This window comes from Anaerolineales bacterium, assembly GCA_019637805.1.
Classification (GTDB): domain Bacteria; phylum Chloroflexota; class Anaerolineae; order Anaerolineales; family UBA11579; genus JAMCZK01.
The window spans coordinates 298502-314740 of record JAHBVB010000002.1; the positions used below are offsets into that span (position 1 = coordinate 298502).

18 protein-coding genes are annotated in these 16239 nt (G+C 63.9%); 14 read left to right on the forward strand and 4 right to left on the reverse strand.

The genetic code is table 11. The annotated features are described in order from the left end of the window. Window positions 1-11: 11 nt before the first annotated feature. Window positions 12-956 (reverse strand): hypothetical protein, encoded by a 945-nt coding sequence (locus KF885_07085; protein MBX3048919.1) that lies wholly within the window; start codon window positions 954-956, stop codon window positions 12-14. A 101-nt stretch (window positions 957-1057) separates the two neighbouring features. Here KF885_07085 and KF885_07090 point away from each other — a divergent pair, with 101 nt between their 5' ends. The 8 genes from KF885_07090 to KF885_07125 all read left to right on the forward strand — a co-directional run bounded on the left by KF885_07090 (window position 1058) and on the right by KF885_07125 (window position 7581). Then, complete coding sequence (locus KF885_07090; GenBank protein MBX3048920.1) at window positions 1058-2353, forward strand: hydroxymethylglutaryl-CoA reductase, degradative; 1296 nt, start codon at window positions 1058-1060, stop codon at window positions 2351-2353. Between the two features lies 1 nt (window position 2354). Next, a complete protein-coding gene (locus KF885_07095; GenBank protein ID MBX3048921.1) occupies window positions 2355-3440 on the forward strand; it encodes a hydroxymethylglutaryl-CoA synthase in 1086 nt (361 codons plus the stop codon). Further along, window positions 3441-4604: a thiolase domain-containing protein gene (locus KF885_07100; protein ID MBX3048922.1), complete on the forward strand. Its 1164-nt coding sequence runs from the start codon at window positions 3441-3443 to the stop codon at window positions 4602-4604. Between the two features lies 1 nt (window position 4605). Beyond that, the gene (locus tag KF885_07105) at window positions 4606-5040 is read left to right on the forward strand and encodes a hypothetical protein (GenBank protein ID MBX3048923.1); all 435 of its coding nucleotides are present in this window, start codon (window positions 4606-4608) and stop codon (window positions 5038-5040) included. Between the two features lie 81 nt (window positions 5041-5121). Next, window positions 5122-5529: a Zn-ribbon domain-containing OB-fold protein gene (locus KF885_07110; GenBank protein MBX3048924.1), complete on the forward strand. Its 408-nt coding sequence runs from the start codon at window positions 5122-5124 to the stop codon at window positions 5527-5529. Between the two features lie 5 nt (window positions 5530-5534). Further along, complete coding sequence (locus KF885_07115; GenBank protein ID MBX3048925.1) at window positions 5535-5915, forward strand: hypothetical protein; 381 nt, start codon at window positions 5535-5537, stop codon at window positions 5913-5915. A gap of 44 nt (window positions 5916-5959) precedes the next feature. Then, window positions 5960-6955 carry a phosphotransferase gene (locus KF885_07120; GenBank protein ID MBX3048926.1) on the forward strand — a complete coding sequence of 332 codons (996 nt, stop codon included), beginning with the start codon at window positions 5960-5962 and terminating at the stop codon, window positions 6953-6955. An 8-nt stretch (window positions 6956-6963) separates the two neighbouring features. Further along, window positions 6964-7581, forward strand: coding sequence for an FMN-binding negative transcriptional regulator (locus KF885_07125; GenBank protein ID MBX3048927.1), 618 nt, complete (start codon window positions 6964-6966; stop codon window positions 7579-7581). On the opposite strand, the gene KF885_07130 is transcribed toward KF885_07125, so the two are convergent. Then, window positions 7578-8168: a cadmium resistance transporter gene (locus tag KF885_07130; GenBank protein MBX3048928.1), complete on the reverse strand. Its 591-nt coding sequence runs from the start codon at window positions 8166-8168 to the stop codon at window positions 7578-7580. The genes KF885_07125 and KF885_07130 overlap by 4 nt on opposite strands. A gap of 110 nt (window positions 8169-8278) precedes the next feature. Between KF885_07130 and KF885_07135 the strand changes: the two genes are divergently transcribed. The 4 genes from KF885_07135 (at window position 8279) to KF885_07150 (ending at window position 11922) form a co-directional block, all read left to right on the forward strand. Then, window positions 8279-8932 (forward strand): LysM peptidoglycan-binding domain-containing protein, encoded by a 654-nt coding sequence (locus tag KF885_07135; GenBank protein MBX3048929.1) that lies wholly within the window; start codon window positions 8279-8281, stop codon window positions 8930-8932. A gap of 2 nt (window positions 8933-8934) precedes the next feature. Further along, the gene (locus KF885_07140) at window positions 8935-9474 is read left to right on the forward strand and encodes an NUDIX hydrolase (GenBank protein ID MBX3048930.1); all 540 of its coding nucleotides are present in this window, start codon (window positions 8935-8937) and stop codon (window positions 9472-9474) included. Window positions 9475-9646: 172 nt separating this feature from the next. Further along, on the forward strand, window positions 9647-10924 hold the full coding sequence (rho, locus tag KF885_07145; protein ID MBX3048931.1) for a transcription termination factor Rho: 1278 nt from the start codon (window positions 9647-9649) through the stop codon (window positions 10922-10924). A gap of 14 nt (window positions 10925-10938) precedes the next feature. Further along, on the forward strand, window positions 10939-11922 hold the full coding sequence (locus KF885_07150; protein MBX3048932.1) for a M23 family metallopeptidase: 984 nt from the start codon (window positions 10939-10941) through the stop codon (window positions 11920-11922). Window positions 11923-12053: 131 nt separating this feature from the next. Here the strand turns inward: KF885_07150 and KF885_07155 are convergent, their stop codons facing one another. Next, window positions 12054-12542, reverse strand: coding sequence for a DinB family protein (locus KF885_07155; GenBank protein ID MBX3048933.1), 489 nt, complete (start codon window positions 12540-12542; stop codon window positions 12054-12056). Beyond that, window positions 12543-13625 (reverse strand): AlkZ family DNA glycosylase, encoded by a 1083-nt coding sequence (locus tag KF885_07160; GenBank protein ID MBX3048934.1) that lies wholly within the window; start codon window positions 13623-13625, stop codon window positions 12543-12545. A 128-nt stretch (window positions 13626-13753) separates the two neighbouring features. Here KF885_07160 and KF885_07165 point away from each other — a divergent pair, with 128 nt between their 5' ends. Together KF885_07165 and chrA are read left to right on the forward strand one after the other, a co-directional pair. Beyond that, window positions 13754-14488, forward strand: coding sequence for an SIMPL domain-containing protein (locus KF885_07165; protein MBX3048935.1), 735 nt, complete (start codon window positions 13754-13756; stop codon window positions 14486-14488). A gap of 274 nt (window positions 14489-14762) precedes the next feature. Beyond that, on the forward strand, window positions 14763-15887 hold the full coding sequence (gene chrA, locus KF885_07170) for a chromate efflux transporter (protein MBX3048936.1): 1125 nt from the start codon (window positions 14763-14765) through the stop codon (window positions 15885-15887). Window positions 15888-16239: the final 352 nt, after the last annotated feature.

Sequence of the window (16239 nt, forward strand, 5' to 3'; positions counted from 1 at the left end):
AGGCGCTCAGGTTAGGTCCCCAGGCAGTTGAACGTGCCGCTCACTGGGAAGCTGCGCCCATCCGGTCCGGCGGCCTCACCAAAGTACGAGCCGGACAAACCGTCGGGGTTACGCGTCAGGCTCATCCAGGTTGTCACATAGTTGACGCCGCCTACCCGCCAGGAAAGACCGGCGTTGCCGCTCTCGCCCGGCCCTACGCCGTCCTCCAGTATAAAGAGTGCCTGGTTGCCGCCGCGCTCGCCCACCACGATGCGGAAAGGCTCCGTGCTGCAGTGGGTGTTGGTCAGGTCCATCGGGTGTTCGCCGCGGATCGCCACAATGCCGGGCACGCAGGTGAACACGCCCCTCACCGGGATGACCACCTGCACGGGTACGCCGCTGCTGCCGCGGTGGGCCGTACCGTCAAAACGCCCGGAGAAGCCGTCGCCGTTGAGCGTGATCACAAATGTGTCCTGAGTGGATACGACTGCACCGTCTGTGTTGGCCGCGGAGGTCGCCCACACCAGCGTGCCGTTGCGTGTGGCGCCGGTGCCTGCGTAAATAATCAGTGAGGCATAGGGTGGCTCCGCATTGGCCGTATTGGGAATGCTCAGGTAAGTGTCGCCATCCAGCATCTGGCATTCGCCGCCATGCAGTTCCAGCGGCAGGTCGCCGCCGATCACCAGCATGGCGCCTGCCCCCGCAGGTGGGCTGCCGGTGCCCGGCGGGATGACGGGCGGGTTTGATCCGGGCGGGGGCGGAACCAGCTGGGGCTGCGGCAGCCCGGTTTCCACGTCCACCGGCCCCTCAGGCGCCGGATTCTGAGCCCCGCCCGTCTCCCCGCCGCCGGATGCCGGCGTGGGCGTGTTAGTCGGCGCGGCGAGCGAAGCTCCGCTGCCGCAGGCGGCCAACAATAAGGCCAGAAGCAGGACTGTCCAAACAACTTTGAAACGGTAGGAACCGAGTTTGCTTAGCATAGCTCTCCTTGGGGTGGGCGAATTCTACAGGAAAAGCCCTTCCAACCCGCTGATTTATCTTGATAGCTTTTGAAAGCCCGCTTGCGGCTTAATCCACTTGTATGAATTCGCCTACAGCAAAGCCATCATCCCGCATCTCCGGCTTCTATGATTTGTCCCTTGAAGAGCGCCAGGCGCGCCTGCGCGCCCTGGGGACGCTCAGCGAAGCGGAATTGAATGCGTTTGCCAGCGGCGGCCTGACCGCCGCCGCCGCTGACCCCATGATCGAGAATGTGGTCGGCACTTTCAACCTGCCGTTGGGCATTGCGCTGAATTTCGTGGTCAACGGCCGAGAAGTGCTGGTGCCGATGACGGTTGAAGAGCCGTCCGTGGTGGCTGGCGCCTCCTTCATGGCCAAGCTGGCCCGGCTGGCTGGCGGCTTCCGGACCAGCGCCGACGAGCCGCTGATGATCGGCCAGATGCAATTGTTGAACACGCCCGACTTGGACGCGGCCGCTGCGGCCATCACCGCTGCCGAAGCTGAGTTGCTCGCCGAGGCGGCCGGCATTGACCCCGTGCTGCAGAAGCTGGGCGGCGGGCCGCGCGGCCTGGAAGTACGCCGCATTGACGATTCGCCCATTGGGCCGTTCCTGGTCATCCATCTCATCTACGACGTGCGCGACGCCATGGGCGCCAACGCGGTGAACACCGCCTGCGAGCGCCTGGCGCCGCGCATCGAAGCGCTCACCGGCGGGCGGGTGCACTTGCGCATCCTCAGCAACCTGGCCGACCGCCGCCTGGCCCGCGCCGAATGCACCATCCAGCTGGAGCAACTGGCCTTCGGCGATTTTTCTGCCGAGCAGGTGCGCGACGGCATCATCGAGGCTTGGGCCTTCGCCGCCGCTGACCCCTACCGGGCTGCTACGCACAATAAGGGCATTATGAACGGCATCGACGCGGTGGTCATCGCCACCGGCAATGACTGGCGCGCCGTGGAAGCTGGCGCACACGCCTACGCGGCGCGCTCCGGGCGCTACACTTCGCTGAGCAGCTGGGGCAAGGACGCAGACGGCAACCTGGTGGGTTCGCTGGAGCTGCCCATGGCCGTCGGCATTGTCGGCGGGGCGACCAAGGTGCACCCGGCGGCCCAGGCCGCGCTCAAGCTGATGGGCGTATCCACGGCGGCAGAGCTGGCCCAGATCATCACCGCCGTCGGCCTGGCGCAGAACCTGGCCGCCCTGCGCGCCCTGGCCACCGAAGGCATTCAGCGCGGCCACATGAGCCTGCACGCCCGCCAGGTGGCCATCGCCGCCGGGGCGGCCGGTGAGCAGATCGAGCGCCTCGCCGCGCAGCTGGTCGCCGAAAAGACCGTGCGCGTGGACCGCGCCGAAGAGATTTTGAAGGAATGGGCGCAGTAAGATGACAGAACAACCCCACACCCACGAAACCGTCCGCCTGCTGAGGCCGGAGCACCCCGTCGGCATCGTCGGCTACGGCGCCTATGTGCCCCGCTACCGCCTGCCGGCCCGCGAGGTGGCCCGCGTCTGGACCAACGGCACCGGCGGCCTGCCCATCATCGAGAAGTCCGTGCCCGGCCTGGACGAAGACGTGGCCACCATGTCCATCGAGGCGGCCCGCAACGCCATGGCCCGCGCCCAGATCAGCCCGCAAGACCTGCGCGCCGTCTGGGTCGGCTCCGAGTCGCACCCTTACGCAGTCAAGCCCACCTCCACCCTGGTGGCCGAGGCCATCGGCGCGGTGCCCAGCACCCAGGCCGCCGACTGGGAGTTCGCTTGCAAGGCCGGCACCGAGGCCATGGTGGCGGCGATGGGCTTCGTCGGCTCCGGCATGGCCCGTTATGCGCTGGCCATCGGCATGGACACTGCCCAGGGCCGCCCCGGCGACGCCTTGGAGTACACCGCTGGGGCGGGCGGGGCGGCCTTCGTCATCGGCCCCGCCGAAGAGTCGCTGGCCGAGATCGAAAGCTCTTACTCCTTCGTCACAGACACGCCAGACTTCTGGCGGCGGCAGTACGCCAAATACCCGGAGCACGGCCAGCGCTTCACCGGCGAGCCGGCCTATTTCAAGCACATCATTTCTGCGGGCGAGGCCATGCTGGAGGCGACCGGCACCACCGCGGAAGACTACGCCTACGTCGTCTTCCACCAGCCCAACACCAAATTCCCGCAGCGCGCCGGGGCCATGCTGGGCTTCAGGCCGGAGCAGGTCGAGACCGGCCTGTTGGTGCCGCGCATCGGCAACACCTATTCCGGCGCGGCCATCATCGGCCTCACCGCCATCTTCGACATCGCCAAGCCCGGCGAGCGTGTGCTGCTGGTCTCCTTCGGCTCCGGGGCGGGCTCGGATGCGATGGTGCTGCGCATCACCGACAAGATCGCCGGCAAGCCGGGGCTGGCGACTACCACCGAAGACTACATCGCCCGCCGCACCGAGATCGACTACGCCGCCTATGTGCGCATGCGCGGCAAGTTGGAGATGAAGTAGATGAGCAAAGTCATCATCGCCGGCATCGGCCAGACGCCGGTCAATGAACAGTGGAATATCTCCCTGCGCGAGCTGGCCTTCCAGGCCATGGAGGCCGCCATGCAGGACGCCGGCGGCCTGCGCCCCAACGCGCTCTATGTCGGCAATATGCTGGCCGCGGCGCTCTCGCGCCAGGCGCAGCTGGGCGTCCTACTGTCCGACTTCGCCGGCCTGCACGGCATCGAGGCCGCCACCATCGAGGCGGCCGGCGCTTCGGCGGCGATGGCGCTGCGCGTCGGCTACCTGGCCGTCGCCTCCGGCCAGGTCGATGCCGCCCTGGTACTGGGCGTGGAGAAGCTCAGTGATCAAGTGCCCGCCGAGGTGGAGTACGCCATGGCTATGGCCAGCGACGCCGACTACGAAGCCGAGCAGGGCCTCACGCTTACCGCGCAGGCCGCCTTGCTGGCCCAGCGCTACTTCCACGAATTCGATGTGCCCCAGCACGCCCTCGCCGGCTTTCCGCTCACCGCTCACGCCAATGGGGTGCACAACCCCAACGCCATGTTCCGCAAGGCGGTCAAGGCCGAGACCTATGCCAAAGCCGGCATGGTCAGCGCGCCGCTGAACATGTTCGACGTGGCCCCCCACGCCGACGGGGCCGCCGCGCTGCTGCTGACCCGCGCCGACCTGCTGCCGCCCAAGTTCCCGCATCCCTTGGTCGAGATCAGCGGCTCCAGCGCGGTCAGCGACACGCTGGCCCTGCACGACCGGCCGGACCCGCTGGCCTTCAACGCCGCCCGGCTCTCCGTGGAACGCGCCTGCAAACAAGCTGGCATCCAGCCCGGCGATGCCGACTTCTTCGAATTGTTCGACGCCTTTTCCATATATAGCGCCCTCTCGCTTGAAGCCGCCGGCTTCTCCGAGCGTGGTCAGGGCTGGAAGTGGGCGCAGAACGGTGCGCTGGCCCCGGATGGCGAACTGCCCATCGCCACCCTGGGTGGCCTCAAGGCGCGCGGCTTCCCCGGTGGGGCGGCAGGCGCCTACCAGGCCGCCGAGGCTGTCTTGCAGCTGCGCGGTCAAGGGGGTGGGGCGCAAGTGAACGGGGCCAAGATCGGCCTGGTACAGAGCTTGGGCGGCCCCGCTGCCACGGCTGTGACCCATGTTTTGCGAACTGTGAAAGATTGAGATGGAAACCTTACGAACCCGCTTGGTCCAGGCCGCCGAATTGACCAACTCACTGGCCGCCCAGCTCTCGGCCGAGCAGCTCCAGAGCTACAACGGCGAAGCGCCCTCCAACAGCATCGGCGGCCAGTTCTGGTGCGTGGTCGGTGCGCGCGAAAGCTATGCCCGCGCCTTCACCGCCGGCGAATGGCAGGGCTTCAGTTGCAGCCTGCAGGACATCCAGACGCCCGGCAGCGTCCAGGCCGCCCTGGCGGACTCGCAAACCGCGTTGCTGAACGCCCTGGCCGTCACCGAGCAGCCCTGGGACGAAGCCCGCCTGAAGATCCTCTATGACCTGCTGGAACACGAAGCCCAGCACCACGGCCAGCTGATCCGCTACTTCTATGCCAACAGCATCCCCTTTCCTGCCGACTTCGCCCATCGGTATGCTTTAAGCTAACAGCTATTGGCTAATAGCTGTTAGCTATTTGATAGTTTCTGATAGTTCCGCCCCGCTACAGTAGCCTCAGGAGAAACGCAAATGGATATCCCGCGCCATTGGAGATTAAAGAAACAACGTTACGCCCTGGTGGGTGAGGTCTGCGAGCATTGCGACGCCAAGCTCTTCCCGCCGCGTGACATCTGCCCGGAATGCGGCGAAGAGGCCAAGACCCTCTTCCAGTTCAGCGGCAAGGGCGAGGTCTACTCCTACACCACCGTTTACGACGCGCCGCAAGGCTACGCCGAGCAGGCGCCCTACACCTTGGCGATGGTCAAGCTGGCCGAAGGCCCGCTGGTCACCGCCCAGCTCACCGATCTGGGCGAGCAGCAGCCGGCCATCGGCATGCCGGTCGAGATGGTCACCCGTTTGCTGCGCTCCGCCACCGACGAGCGCGGCATGCTCATCTACGGCTACAAGTTCCGCCCGGCAGTCGCCCAAGCCAGCTAAGCAGCATGCTCCGCGTCGGCTCCATCGTTCTACGCGTGGATGACCTGCAACGCATGGAAGCTTTTTGGACCGCTGCGTTGGATTATGTGCCGCGTGAAGGCTCGCGCAACCACGACTTCATCGTCCTACACCCCAGGGATGGCAACGGCCCCAATATCTCGCTTGACCAGCATCGCTCGGAACTGAGCATTCCACCGCGCATCCATCTCGACCTGTACACCGAGGATCAGCCAGGCGAAGTGGCGCGCCTTCTGGCGCTGGGCGCCACCGAGATCAACTGGGACAAGCGCCCGCCGGACGCCGACTACGTTATCCTGGCCGACCCGGAAGGCAATCGCTTCTGCGTGGTGGACGTGAGCGAACCCCAATCAACCAGCAGTTCGTGAAATAAACTGATCTCGAATCCCTAATTACCCATTACCATTCCCCCATGGAAAAATTCATCCGCGACCGCTTCAACGATGCCATCCTGCACGAGGCCGCCGGCCGCTATGGCGTGGCGCCGGACGCCGTGCGCATGTTGGACAGCTTCGAGAGCTTCATCTTCGAATTCTCGCGCCCAGACGGCGACTTCATCCTGCGCATCGGCCACAGTTCCCGCCGCAACCAGACCCTGATCGAGGGCGAAACCGAGTGGATCAATTACCTGGTTGCCGGTGGCGTCTCCGCCGCCCAGGCCATCCAGTCCCAGACTGGCAACCTGGTCGAGCCGATCGCCGACGGCCACGGCGCCGATTTCCTGGCGGTCGCCTTCGTCAAAGCCGCTGGCGGGCCGCCCTGGGAACGCTGGACGCCGGCGCTCTACGAGACCTACGGTGAGACCATCGGCCGCATGCATGCGCTCACCCGGGACTTCCATCGAGACGGCCAGCCGCGCAAGCGCCCCGAGTGGGACGACCCGGTCTTCGAGTTCGTCGACAGCTTCCTGCCGGCGCAAGAAATCATTGCCAGGGACAAGTACAAAGAGGTCTGCGATTATGTGCATAGCCTCCCCAAGGACAACGACTCCTATGGCCTGACCCATCAGGATGCTCACGGCGGCAATCTCTTCGTCGATGAGCAGGGCCGCATCACGCTCTTCGATTTCGACGATTGCGGCTACAACTGGCTGGTCAACGACATCGCCATGGTCCTCTTTTATATGGTGGCAGACGCCGAGCAGCCGGTGGCCCTTGCCAAGCAATTTATGACGCACTTCTTACGCGGCTACCGGCGGGCCTGCACGCTCGACGACCGCTGGCTGCAAGAGATCCCGCATTTCTTGAAGATCCGTGAGATTGAGCTCTACGCCGTCATCCATCGCGACTTTGACGTGGAAAACATCGGGCACAGGTGGGCCGCCCAGTTCATGGACGGCCGCAAAGCGCGCATCGAAAGCGGCGTCCCTTATCTGGATCTGGACTTTACCGCCCCCAGCCTGGGCTAGGAACAGCCATGTACATTCCCCGCCTCTATCGCCAGGAAGACCGCGCCGAAATTCTGGCCTTCCTTAAGCACAACAGTTTCCCCGCCCTGGTGTCTTACGACGGGGAAAAGCCCGTGGCTACCCACATCCCGGTGGAACTGGTCGAGGGTCCTGGCGAGCAGCTCAGCTTCCTAAGCCACATGGCCCGCGCCAACAAGCAGTGGCGCAATTTTGCCGATCGGGAAGTGCTGCTCATCTTTCAGGGGCCGCACACCTACATTTCACCCCGCTGGTACAACCACGCCAATGTGCCCACTTGGAATTATATGATCGCCCACGTCTACGGCCGCGTCCAGCCAGTGGAAGGTGATCAGCTTTACGGCTTGCTCAGCCGCCTGGTGCAGCGCTATGAAACGGGCACAGGCTACAGTCTGGAAGGCTTGCCGCAAGACTATGTCCAGCGTGAGATGCAGGCGGTCTATGGATTCGCTGTGGAGGTCACCCGCATCGACGCCGCCTTCAAGCTCAGCCAGAACCGGGACGACCAGGACCACGCCAACATCATCGCTCAGCTGGAGCAGCGCCCGGACCAAGACTCGCAGCAGGTGGCCGCCGCCATGCGCCGCGGGCGGCCCTCAGGGGATTAGCCGCCCAGCGCGCTGGCCAGCCAGCTCAATGTGCCACTCTCCAGCAGAATAATGAGGCCCAGGCTCACCAGAACCAGGGGCACCACCCAGCGGCCCTGTCTCTGTATCGCCAGGGCCACTGCAGGCTGCCGGCTCAGCCGGTAACCCAGCCAGCACCAGGCTCCCAGCATCCCAAAGAAGACCACTATTGTCAGCGCCAGTTGTTGAGTGTTGCTGCTGGCGAACAAAGGCGTATAGATGCCAATGTTGTCGGCTCCATTCGCCATCGTCACCGCCGCCACTTGCAGGGTGGCGGGGTGGGGCAGCCCGCTGTGACTGGCGTTCGGGTCTTCTGGCTTCGCCAACCAGGCCCGCAACCCCAGCAGCACCGGCGCCAAGCCCAGCAGGCCGACCCATTCGCGGGGCAGCGCCAGGCTGCCCAGATAGCCGAGCAGGCTCAGCGCCACCAGCCCGGCGAAGCCCAGGAACTGGCCGGATACCACCGGCGCCCGCCGCGGCGACTGCGCGAAAAATAAGGTCACGATCAGGATATCATCCAGGTTGGTGGCCGCGAAGGCCAGCACAGCCGTCAGGGTCGTGGCTAACATGCCGCCATTGTAGCTGTACGCAGACTTTGGCTGCACTTGGTCGGCTGGTTGGCTTGACGCTGATTCCCTCCGTGTGCTAGTATCCCCACTGAATGGATGTTCTGAGATCTATGCCTCGTTTTGTACAAATCACCTTTTGGGTATCTCTGGCGCTGTTGCTGCCTGCCTGCACGCGCTCGGTCAGCAATTCCGCTCTGCCCACCGCCACGCAAGATACGCTCAGCGCGTTGTTCAGCACCATCGCCACGGAAACTGCCCTGGCCAACAGCGCCAAGAACCCCGACGCTGTGCTCACCCCGGACGCCTCGGCGCCAGCCGCCAGTCCCACGGCGCCCTTTGGCGCCACCGCCACGCTGGAGCTTTCACCCACGCCCGAAGCCACTGCCACCAACACCCCCGCGCCGATCAGTGAGCAAAGCGTGCCCTCCAGCTACACCCTGCGCCAGGGTGAATGGCCTTATTGCCTGGCCCGCCGCTTCAATATTGACCCGGCCGCCATCCTCAGTGCCAACGGTCTCAGCGAGAGCCAGGCCGCCAACCTCAGTGTGGGCACTACCCTCACCATCCCGGTCGCCCAGGTGGGCACTTACGGCCCGGGTCGCCAGTTGCGCGCCCATCCCGCCACCTACGTGGCCAGCAGCACAGACACCTTCTACAGCATCGCCTGCGCCTTTGGCGATGTCTGGCCGCAGAACATCGCTGAGGCCAACGGCCTCACGCTGGATTCTGCGCTGCAGCCCGGCATGAATCTGCACATCCCCTAGCCGTGAACTTCAAGGTTCTCAAAAGCGAGCGGGTCTATCAGGCGTACAAGTTTGATGTACGCCAGGATTTGATCGAGCTGCCCAACGGCAAAACCGGCCTGTACGACATCGTCGTGCATAGCGGGGCGGTGGCCATGCTGCCGCTGGACGCCGAAGGCAAGATCCACTTCGTGCGCCAGTTCCGCCCCAGCACCGGCAAGCCCATCCTGGAGATCCCGGCCGGCACCCTGGAACCTGGCGAGCAGCCCGAAGCCTGTGCCCAACGCGAACTGCGCGAGGAGATCGGCATGGCTCCCGGCCGCCTGACGCCGCTCAGCGATTTTTACTTGGCCCCCGGCTACTCCACCGAGCGCATGTACCTCTTCCTCGCTGAGGATTTGCGCCCCGAAACTCTGCCGGCCGATGATGACGAATTCCTCAAAGTGGAAAAGCTTTCCATGCACGAAGCCTTTGAGGCCATGCACAGCGGTGCGATCGAAGAAGCCAAAACCATGCTGGCTCTTTTCCTCGCGCGCCAACTCCTGCAGAAAAGGGCAGGCTAAATCTTGCCCTAAGCGGTTTTTTCCGCTATAATCATTTTGTTACCCCCCTGTACTTTTTTTAAAATCGAGCAGCCCAACTATCGCCATGCGCTTAAATGCGGAAACGCCTGCCTGTGAGCGGGCAACCTGCATATAGAACCAATTAACCTGTACACCTGTAAAGAGACATTCCATGACTTTACCCAATTTAGAAAATAGTTCTCTGGCCGATCTTCGCAAAGTTGCCAAAGACCTGGGCATCGACCGTCCCACCCGTCTCAAGAAAGAGGACCTGGTCGTGCACATCCGTCGTGCCGAGGCGGCCAAGCAGGGCCGCGAAGTGCGCGGCGGCATCCTCGAGATCATGAATGAAGGCGTTGGCTTCCTGCGCTCCGACCACTACCAGGGCGGGCCGGACGACGTCTACGTTTCCCAGACCCAGGTGCGCCGCTACGGCCTGCGCAACGGTGACCTGATCATCGGCGAGGCTCGCCCGCCGCGCGAATCTGAAAAGCACTTCGGCCTGGTCAAGGTCGAATCGGTTAACGGCATGGATGCCGAAGCCGCCCGCAACCGGCCGCGCTTCGAGAACCTGACTCCCATCTTCCCGGACCAGCGCTTCGACCTGGAGACTGACCGCCGCGGCTTGGCCATGCGCATGATCAACCTGGTGGCCCCGGTGGGCCGCGGCCAGCGCGGCCTGATCGTATCGCCGCCAAAGTCCGGCAAGACCACCATCCTCAAAGAGATGGCCAACTCCATCTCCACCAACTACAAAGACGTGCACCTGATGATGGCGCTGATCGGCGAGCGCCCCGAAGAAGTCACCGACATGGATCGCTCGGTGGACGCTGAGGTCATCTCCTCCACCTTCGACGAGCCGGTTACTTCGCATGTGCGCGCCGCCGAAATGGTCATCGAGCGCGCCAAGCGCTTGGTGGAGATCGGCCGCGATGTGGTCATCCTGCTCGACTCGATCACCCGCCTGGCGCGTGCCTATAACCTGGTGGTCACACCTTCCGGCCGCACGCTCTCCGGCGGTATCGACCCCTCGGCGCTCTATCCGCCCAAGCGCTTCTTCGGCGCCGCCCGCAATATTGAAGAGGGCGGCTCGCTAACCATCATTGCCACCTGCCTGGTGGACACCGGCTCGCGTATGGACGACGTGGTCTACGAAGAGTTCAAGGGCACCGGCAACATGGAACTGCACCTCTCGCGCCGCCTGCAGGAGCGCCGCATCTTCCCCGCCATCGATGTGGACCGTTCCTCCACCCGCCGCGAGGAGCTGCTGCTCGGCCCGGACATCACCCAGCACGTCTGGCTGATGCGCCGTATGTACAACACCATGATCGCCGATCCCCCGCACGGCGCCGGCATGGATGTCGGCACCGCTGTGGAAGCCCTGTTGCAGCGCATGGCCAAGACCGACAGCAACCAGGAATTTCTGGAAGGTCTCAAGGACGAGGCCTAACGCTCCGAAGGCGTATGAGCAAATCAGTTTTCTCGAAGCAGGTCCGGCGATGGCTTTTCGCGGGCCTGCTTTTTGCTGTCGGCGCCTGCGCTGCACCGCCTACGGCTGAGCTGCCCACTGCGCAGCTCAGCTCGCCCGCCGCCACGGAGGCTCTGGTGGCCACCAGCACGCTGGCGCCACAGCCCACCGCCGCGACCGAGCCGTTCACCTACACCGTGGGGCCGGGCGATACGCTCAGCAGCATCGCCGCCCGCTTCGGCCTGCGCCCGGAAACCGTCTTGTGGGCCAATCATGACCTGCTGCACGACATCCCCGATTTTCTGATGGAAGACATGCAGCTGCTTATCCTGCCGCGTGACGGTATTTACCATCAGGCGGGCGGCGGCGACTCGGCCTCCAGCCTGGCCAACTTCTTCAACGCCAGCATAGACGACATCATCGCCTGGCCTGCCAACGGGCTTGACCCCCAAAACCCGCAAGTCTTTATCGGCCAATGGCTGCTCATTCCTGAGGGCCAGCGCGGCCTGCGCCGCCGCATCATGCCCAACTTGCCCGCCGGCGCTATGGCTGTGGCCAGCGAGGAGTACGGCAACGGGGCCTGCCCGCAGAACAGCGGCCTGGCAGGGCAGGGCACCGGCCAGTATGCCTGGCCGGTCGCCGGCCGCAGCTTGGCGGCCGAAGGTTACTGGAGCGGCCACCAGGCCGTGGACCTGGCCGTCGAGATCGGCGAGCCGGTCCTGGCCGCCGATGCGGGCGTGGTGGTCTATTCCGGTTGGTCGAACCTGGGTTACGGCCTGATGGTCATGCTGGACCATGGCAATGGCGATTACACGCTCTACGGCGGCCTGGGCGCCGCTACGGCGGTGTGCGGCAGCGCCGTGGCCCAGGGCCAGCCGGTCGGTTTGGGCGGCGTGATCGGCCATCCGGCGGGCACCTTCGTGCACTTCGAGATCCGCCGCGGCCCGGAATTTCTCAATCCGCTGGATGTGTTGCCCTAGTAGCTCTAAGCTATAAGCCGTAAGCTCTAAGCCTCCGTCATTGCGAGGAGTACTTGCGTAGCGACGAAGCAATCTCCGAGATGGTTCCACAACGATGCAATCATCAATCGTCAATCAACAATCAGCAATCACTAACCACTCAACTTAATCGGCATCCCATTCGCAAAAAAGAAATAGTCCTGCGCAAAGGTTGGCGCGCCCAGCGTGTGCAGCCCGGCCAGCATTTGCGCCCGGTGGTCCGTGCCGTGGTTGAGCACATGGAAGAGGATCTGCCACACCTTCACATTGGGCATAAAGTCGCGCTGCAGTGTCTCATCCTCCAACCTGCCCAAATATTCGCGCATCCCCGCTTCCACCGCATCCCACTTGCTGCGTACACTGGCGAAATCCGGGTAGGCCAACGGGTCAGCGAAGTCCGGAACGTCCAGCCCGCGCAGCCCGCTGAACCAGCGCTCATCAATGTTCAGTAAGTGCACGCATTGGTTGCGCATGGAGCCTATCGAATAATTCACTTCCTGGGTGAATTGCTCCGGCGTCAGAGTTAAGATGCACTGCTCCCAAAGCTCGCGGTTGCGTGTCAGGTGGTACTCAAACAAATTGTTAAAACTCTTAGCGTCCATCTAATCCTCCTTCGAAAATCCCCATTCAACGGGGATCCCCAGAAATTGGGCATAGTCTTCGGCGGCGGTGTCCAGCAGCTGGCGCTCTTGCGCGTTCAGGGGCCGCACGGGCCGGATGTGGGCGCGGACCCGCTTCTCATCCAGCACCCGCCGCCAGCTGCCCAGGATCACGCCGTCGGCCACCAGCGCATGCAAGAAGGCATTGTCGAACACGCCGGCCTCGCCGCCGCGCAGCATGGCCGCCGAGCGGTCCTTGTACCCGCTGATGTACTCATCGTAGGCCGGCAACAGCCAGCCCCGCCGGGCAGGTGGGGCTGGGGCTTCTCCCGGCGACCACCAGTGCTCCGCACCATCCACCAGGTCTACAGCCAGGCCGTCCTTGGCGTCTTCCAGGCCGCGGCGGGCTTCGCCCAGCGTCAGGCCCGACCAGTTGGCGAAGTCCTGCACTGTCGCTGGCCCGCGCGCCGCAAAATAGCGCGCTGCGAACCGCGTCAGCTCCTCCTCGCGCCCAAGCGGATGGGCTTCGGCGGGTACGCGCTCGTCAAACAGGGCGTAGGTGAATTGCTTGTCCCGCCGCGGCCCGCTGCAGATCGCCATCTCCAACTCGGCGTACATCACCATATAGGCCAGGCGAAAGCGCTTGGCCGCCAGGCCGGCTTGTTCCAGCGCCGCGGCCAGCTCCTCGCGGGTCAGGGACTGTCCGCCTTCCAGGGCTCGTTGCATCACATCCACCGCCCGCACCAGGGTCTCTGCATCCAGGCCTTCCTGGCGGTACATGCTGCCATTCACGGTGTGCACCCGCCCGGCCGTTAGCCGCAGCAGCATGCGCATATCTTCAGGCAGCACAAAATGCCAGGTGGGCCGCAGCACATGTGTGCGCAGGATCCGCCCGGCATTGAAGGCGGCTTCCACCGTCGCCCTGGTTGCCCCGGCTGTGCGCAGGCCCAACGACCACAGCGCGCCGGGGTAGTCTTGGGCCTGCGCCGCCACCAGATGGCGCAGGGCGGCTTCGGGCGTGGGCTGTGCGGGCTGGCTCAGGCCCTGGTGCTGCAGGCGCAGAGCGCGTATTTGAGCGGCTTGCATGCCTAAAAGTATAGTCGCCGCGCGGGCTGGTTTTGGCGTATACAGCGGGAACTTTTTTGGGAGATAATCCGTTAATCAGGTAAGTCAGGCCGCTGGGCTTGGCAAAACCGAAAAAACGGAGAAATCGTATGGTTAAAAAGAATGTCTTGTTTGTTTTGTTGGCGGCCATGCTCTTGGCGGCTTGCGCTCCCACGTCGCCGGCTCCCATCGTGGTGCCTGGCGCAGGCGCGGCCACCACGGGTGTCACCGTCGGCGGCCGTGGCGAAGTTCGCCTGGAGCCCAACGTAGCCTACATCACTATTGGCGTGCGCAGCTTCGGCAGCAACGTCTCTGAGGTAGTGGCGGCCAACGCCAACCAGGTCTCTGCCGTCATGGCTGCTCTGGCTGATGCCGGGGTTGCTCAGGCCGATATGCAGACCTCCAACTTCAATGTCTACGCCTCGGACAGCTACGATCCGTCCACCGGGTTGCCTTCCGGCACCAACTACACCGTGGAGAACACGGTCAATGTGACCGCCCGTGACCTGGCCAACCTGGGCCAGCTGCTGGACAGCGCCGTCTCCGCCGGAGCCAACTCCATCTGGGGTGTCAGCTTCGATGTGGATGACAAGAGCGCGCCGCAGGCCGAAGCGCGTGACCTGGCCATCGCTGATGCGATCGCCGAAGCGCAGGCTGTGGCTGCCGCCGCCGGCGTCACCCTGGGCGACATCGTCAGCATCACCTACGCCGACACCAGCGGTATGTACTACCCGCTGTACGGCATGGGCGGCGGCGGTGGAGCCCTCACCGACCAGGCCACCAGCATCGTCCCCGGACGCATCACCGTGTCCGCTGACGTGACCGTGACCTTCGCCATCCGCTAAGCGCATCGCGATTAAACAAAAAGCCCTGCAGCAATGCAGGGCTTTTTGTTTTTGTTGCAAACTTGTCATTCTTCGCGTCATTCTGAGCGGGTGCCTAGATCCCCACCAGAACCGCCGAATCCGGATCAGCGAAGAATTAACAGAGCCACATCTTCCGTGGCCCGCACCCCGAAACGCCATTTTCTCACGATTGTAATAAATAATGCAAAATAATGATAAAAAGAATAAATTATTGCATAGACCCCGTTAGCCCAAACCCTGCTATCATCGCCCGATGCGAGAATTGCTGCTGCTCTTTTTGCGCCTCGGCTTCACCGCCTTCGGCGGCCCGGCCGCCCACGTCGCCATGCTGCACGACGAAGTCGTCACCCGCCGCGGCTGGCTGACCCAGGCCGAATTTATGGACCTGCTCGGCATCACCAACCTCATCCCCGGCCCCAACTCCACCGAAATGATGATCCACGTCGGCTACCGCCGTGCCGGTTGGCTCGGCCTGCTGGCCGCCGGCCTGGCCTTCATCCTGCCCGCCATGCTCATCGTGTTGGTGCTGGCCTGGCTGTATGTCGAATACGGCAGCCTGCCAGCCGCCGCTTGGCTGCTGTACGGCGTCAAGCCCGTCGTCATCGTGCTCATCCTGCAAGCGCTGTGGAAGCTGGCCCCCGGCGCGCTCAAAGGGCTGGGGCTGACCCTGCTTGGTCTGGCCGCCCTGGTGCTGTACTTTGCCGGCATCAACGAGATCTTGCTGCTCTTCGGCCTGGCCCTGCTGGTGGTTGCCCTGCGCGCCGCCCGCCGCGGCGATACGCCCGGCCTGGCGCTGCTCTTGCCGCCTCTGGCCGGCTTGGCGGCTCCGGCGGCGCTCTCAGCAGTTGCCTTCAGCCTGCCCGTGCTGTTCCTCTCGTTCCTCAAAATTGGGGCCGTGCTCTACGGCGGCGGCTATGTGCTGCTGGCCTTCGTCCAGGCCGAGTTCGTCGAACGCCTGGGCTGGCTGACCCAAACCCAACTCCTCGACGCCATCGCCATCGGCCAGGTCACCCCCGGCCCGCTCTTCACCACCGCCACCTTCATCGGCTACGTGCTGGGTGGGCTGCCGGGCGGCCTGCTGGCCACCCTGGGCATCTTCCTGCCCTCATTCATCTTCGTCGCCCTCACGCACCGCTGGATCGAACGCCTGCGCCACAGCCCACTGGCGGCCGCCTTCCTGGACGGCGTCAACGCCGCCTCGCTGGGCCTGATGGCCGCCGTGGCCCTGCAGTTGGCCACCGCCTCCTTTGTAGACCTGCCCACCGCCCTTATCGGCTTGGCCGCTGCCGTGCTGCTCTTCCGCTTTAAAGTCAATTCCACCTGGCTGATCGTTGCCGGAGCGTTGGCCGGGTTGTTGGTTCATTTCCTGGCTGGGTAGGGGCTGGCTAGGCAAGTAAGGCTGGTTGAGTAGGGGCGGCTTGCAAGCCGCCCCTGCTCCTTACTCTCGCGTCATTCTGAGCGGGGTCATAAAGCCTTTACCAGATCGCCGAACCCCAGCCAGCGAAGAATTTATACTGGCATGGTTTCGGAATTGCCGCCAACTCGCCAATCACCCGCTTCTGCTTGACGCAACACCCCCAAGCGCCCCGAAATCCCCAATCGGCGCGATAACAGTCCCATGCCCACCAATCTATCTTTCGTCCGAGAAAAGTTTGATTAACCTGTCAAGTTTGATTAAACCCCCCGCCCCCCTGGAGGATTAATATATCTTTTTGATAAGCTGGCTGGAA

Excerpts from the sequence above, each read along its gene's own strand:
- KF885_07085 (MBX3048919.1), bottom strand. The coding sequence starts at position 956 with ATGCTAAGCAAACTCGGTTCCTACCGTTTCAAAGTTGTTTGGACAGTC.
- KF885_07090 (MBX3048920.1), top strand. The coding sequence starts at position 1,058 with ATGAATTCGCCTACAGCAAAGCCATCATCCCGCATCTCCGGCTTCTAT.
- KF885_07095 (MBX3048921.1), top strand. The coding sequence starts at position 2,355 with ATGACAGAACAACCCCACACCCACGAAACCGTCCGCCTGCTGAGGCCG.
- KF885_07100 (MBX3048922.1), top strand. The coding sequence starts at position 3,441 with ATGAGCAAAGTCATCATCGCCGGCATCGGCCAGACGCCGGTCAATGAA.
- KF885_07105 (MBX3048923.1), top strand. The coding sequence starts at position 4,606 with ATGGAAACCTTACGAACCCGCTTGGTCCAGGCCGCCGAATTGACCAAC.
- KF885_07110 (MBX3048924.1), top strand. The coding sequence starts at position 5,122 with ATGGATATCCCGCGCCATTGGAGATTAAAGAAACAACGTTACGCCCTG.
- KF885_07115 (MBX3048925.1), top strand. The coding sequence starts at position 5,535 with ATGCTCCGCGTCGGCTCCATCGTTCTACGCGTGGATGACCTGCAACGC.
- KF885_07120 (MBX3048926.1), top strand. The coding sequence starts at position 5,960 with ATGGAAAAATTCATCCGCGACCGCTTCAACGATGCCATCCTGCACGAG.
- KF885_07125 (MBX3048927.1), top strand. The coding sequence starts at position 6,964 with ATGTACATTCCCCGCCTCTATCGCCAGGAAGACCGCGCCGAAATTCTG.
- KF885_07130 (MBX3048928.1), bottom strand. The coding sequence starts at position 8,168 with ATGTTAGCCACGACCCTGACGGCTGTGCTGGCCTTCGCGGCCACCAAC.
- KF885_07135 (MBX3048929.1), top strand. The coding sequence starts at position 8,279 with ATGCCTCGTTTTGTACAAATCACCTTTTGGGTATCTCTGGCGCTGTTG.
- rho (MBX3048931.1), top strand. The coding sequence starts at position 9,647 with ATGACTTTACCCAATTTAGAAAATAGTTCTCTGGCCGATCTTCGCAAA.
- KF885_07150 (MBX3048932.1), top strand. The coding sequence starts at position 10,939 with ATGAGCAAATCAGTTTTCTCGAAGCAGGTCCGGCGATGGCTTTTCGCG.
- KF885_07155 (MBX3048933.1), bottom strand. The coding sequence starts at position 12,542 with ATGGACGCTAAGAGTTTTAACAATTTGTTTGAGTACCACCTGACACGC.
- KF885_07160 (MBX3048934.1), bottom strand. The coding sequence starts at position 13,625 with ATGCAAGCCGCTCAAATACGCGCTCTGCGCCTGCAGCACCAGGGCCTG.
- KF885_07165 (MBX3048935.1), top strand. The coding sequence starts at position 13,754 with ATGGTTAAAAAGAATGTCTTGTTTGTTTTGTTGGCGGCCATGCTCTTG.
- chrA (MBX3048936.1), top strand. The coding sequence starts at position 14,763 with ATGCGAGAATTGCTGCTGCTCTTTTTGCGCCTCGGCTTCACCGCCTTC.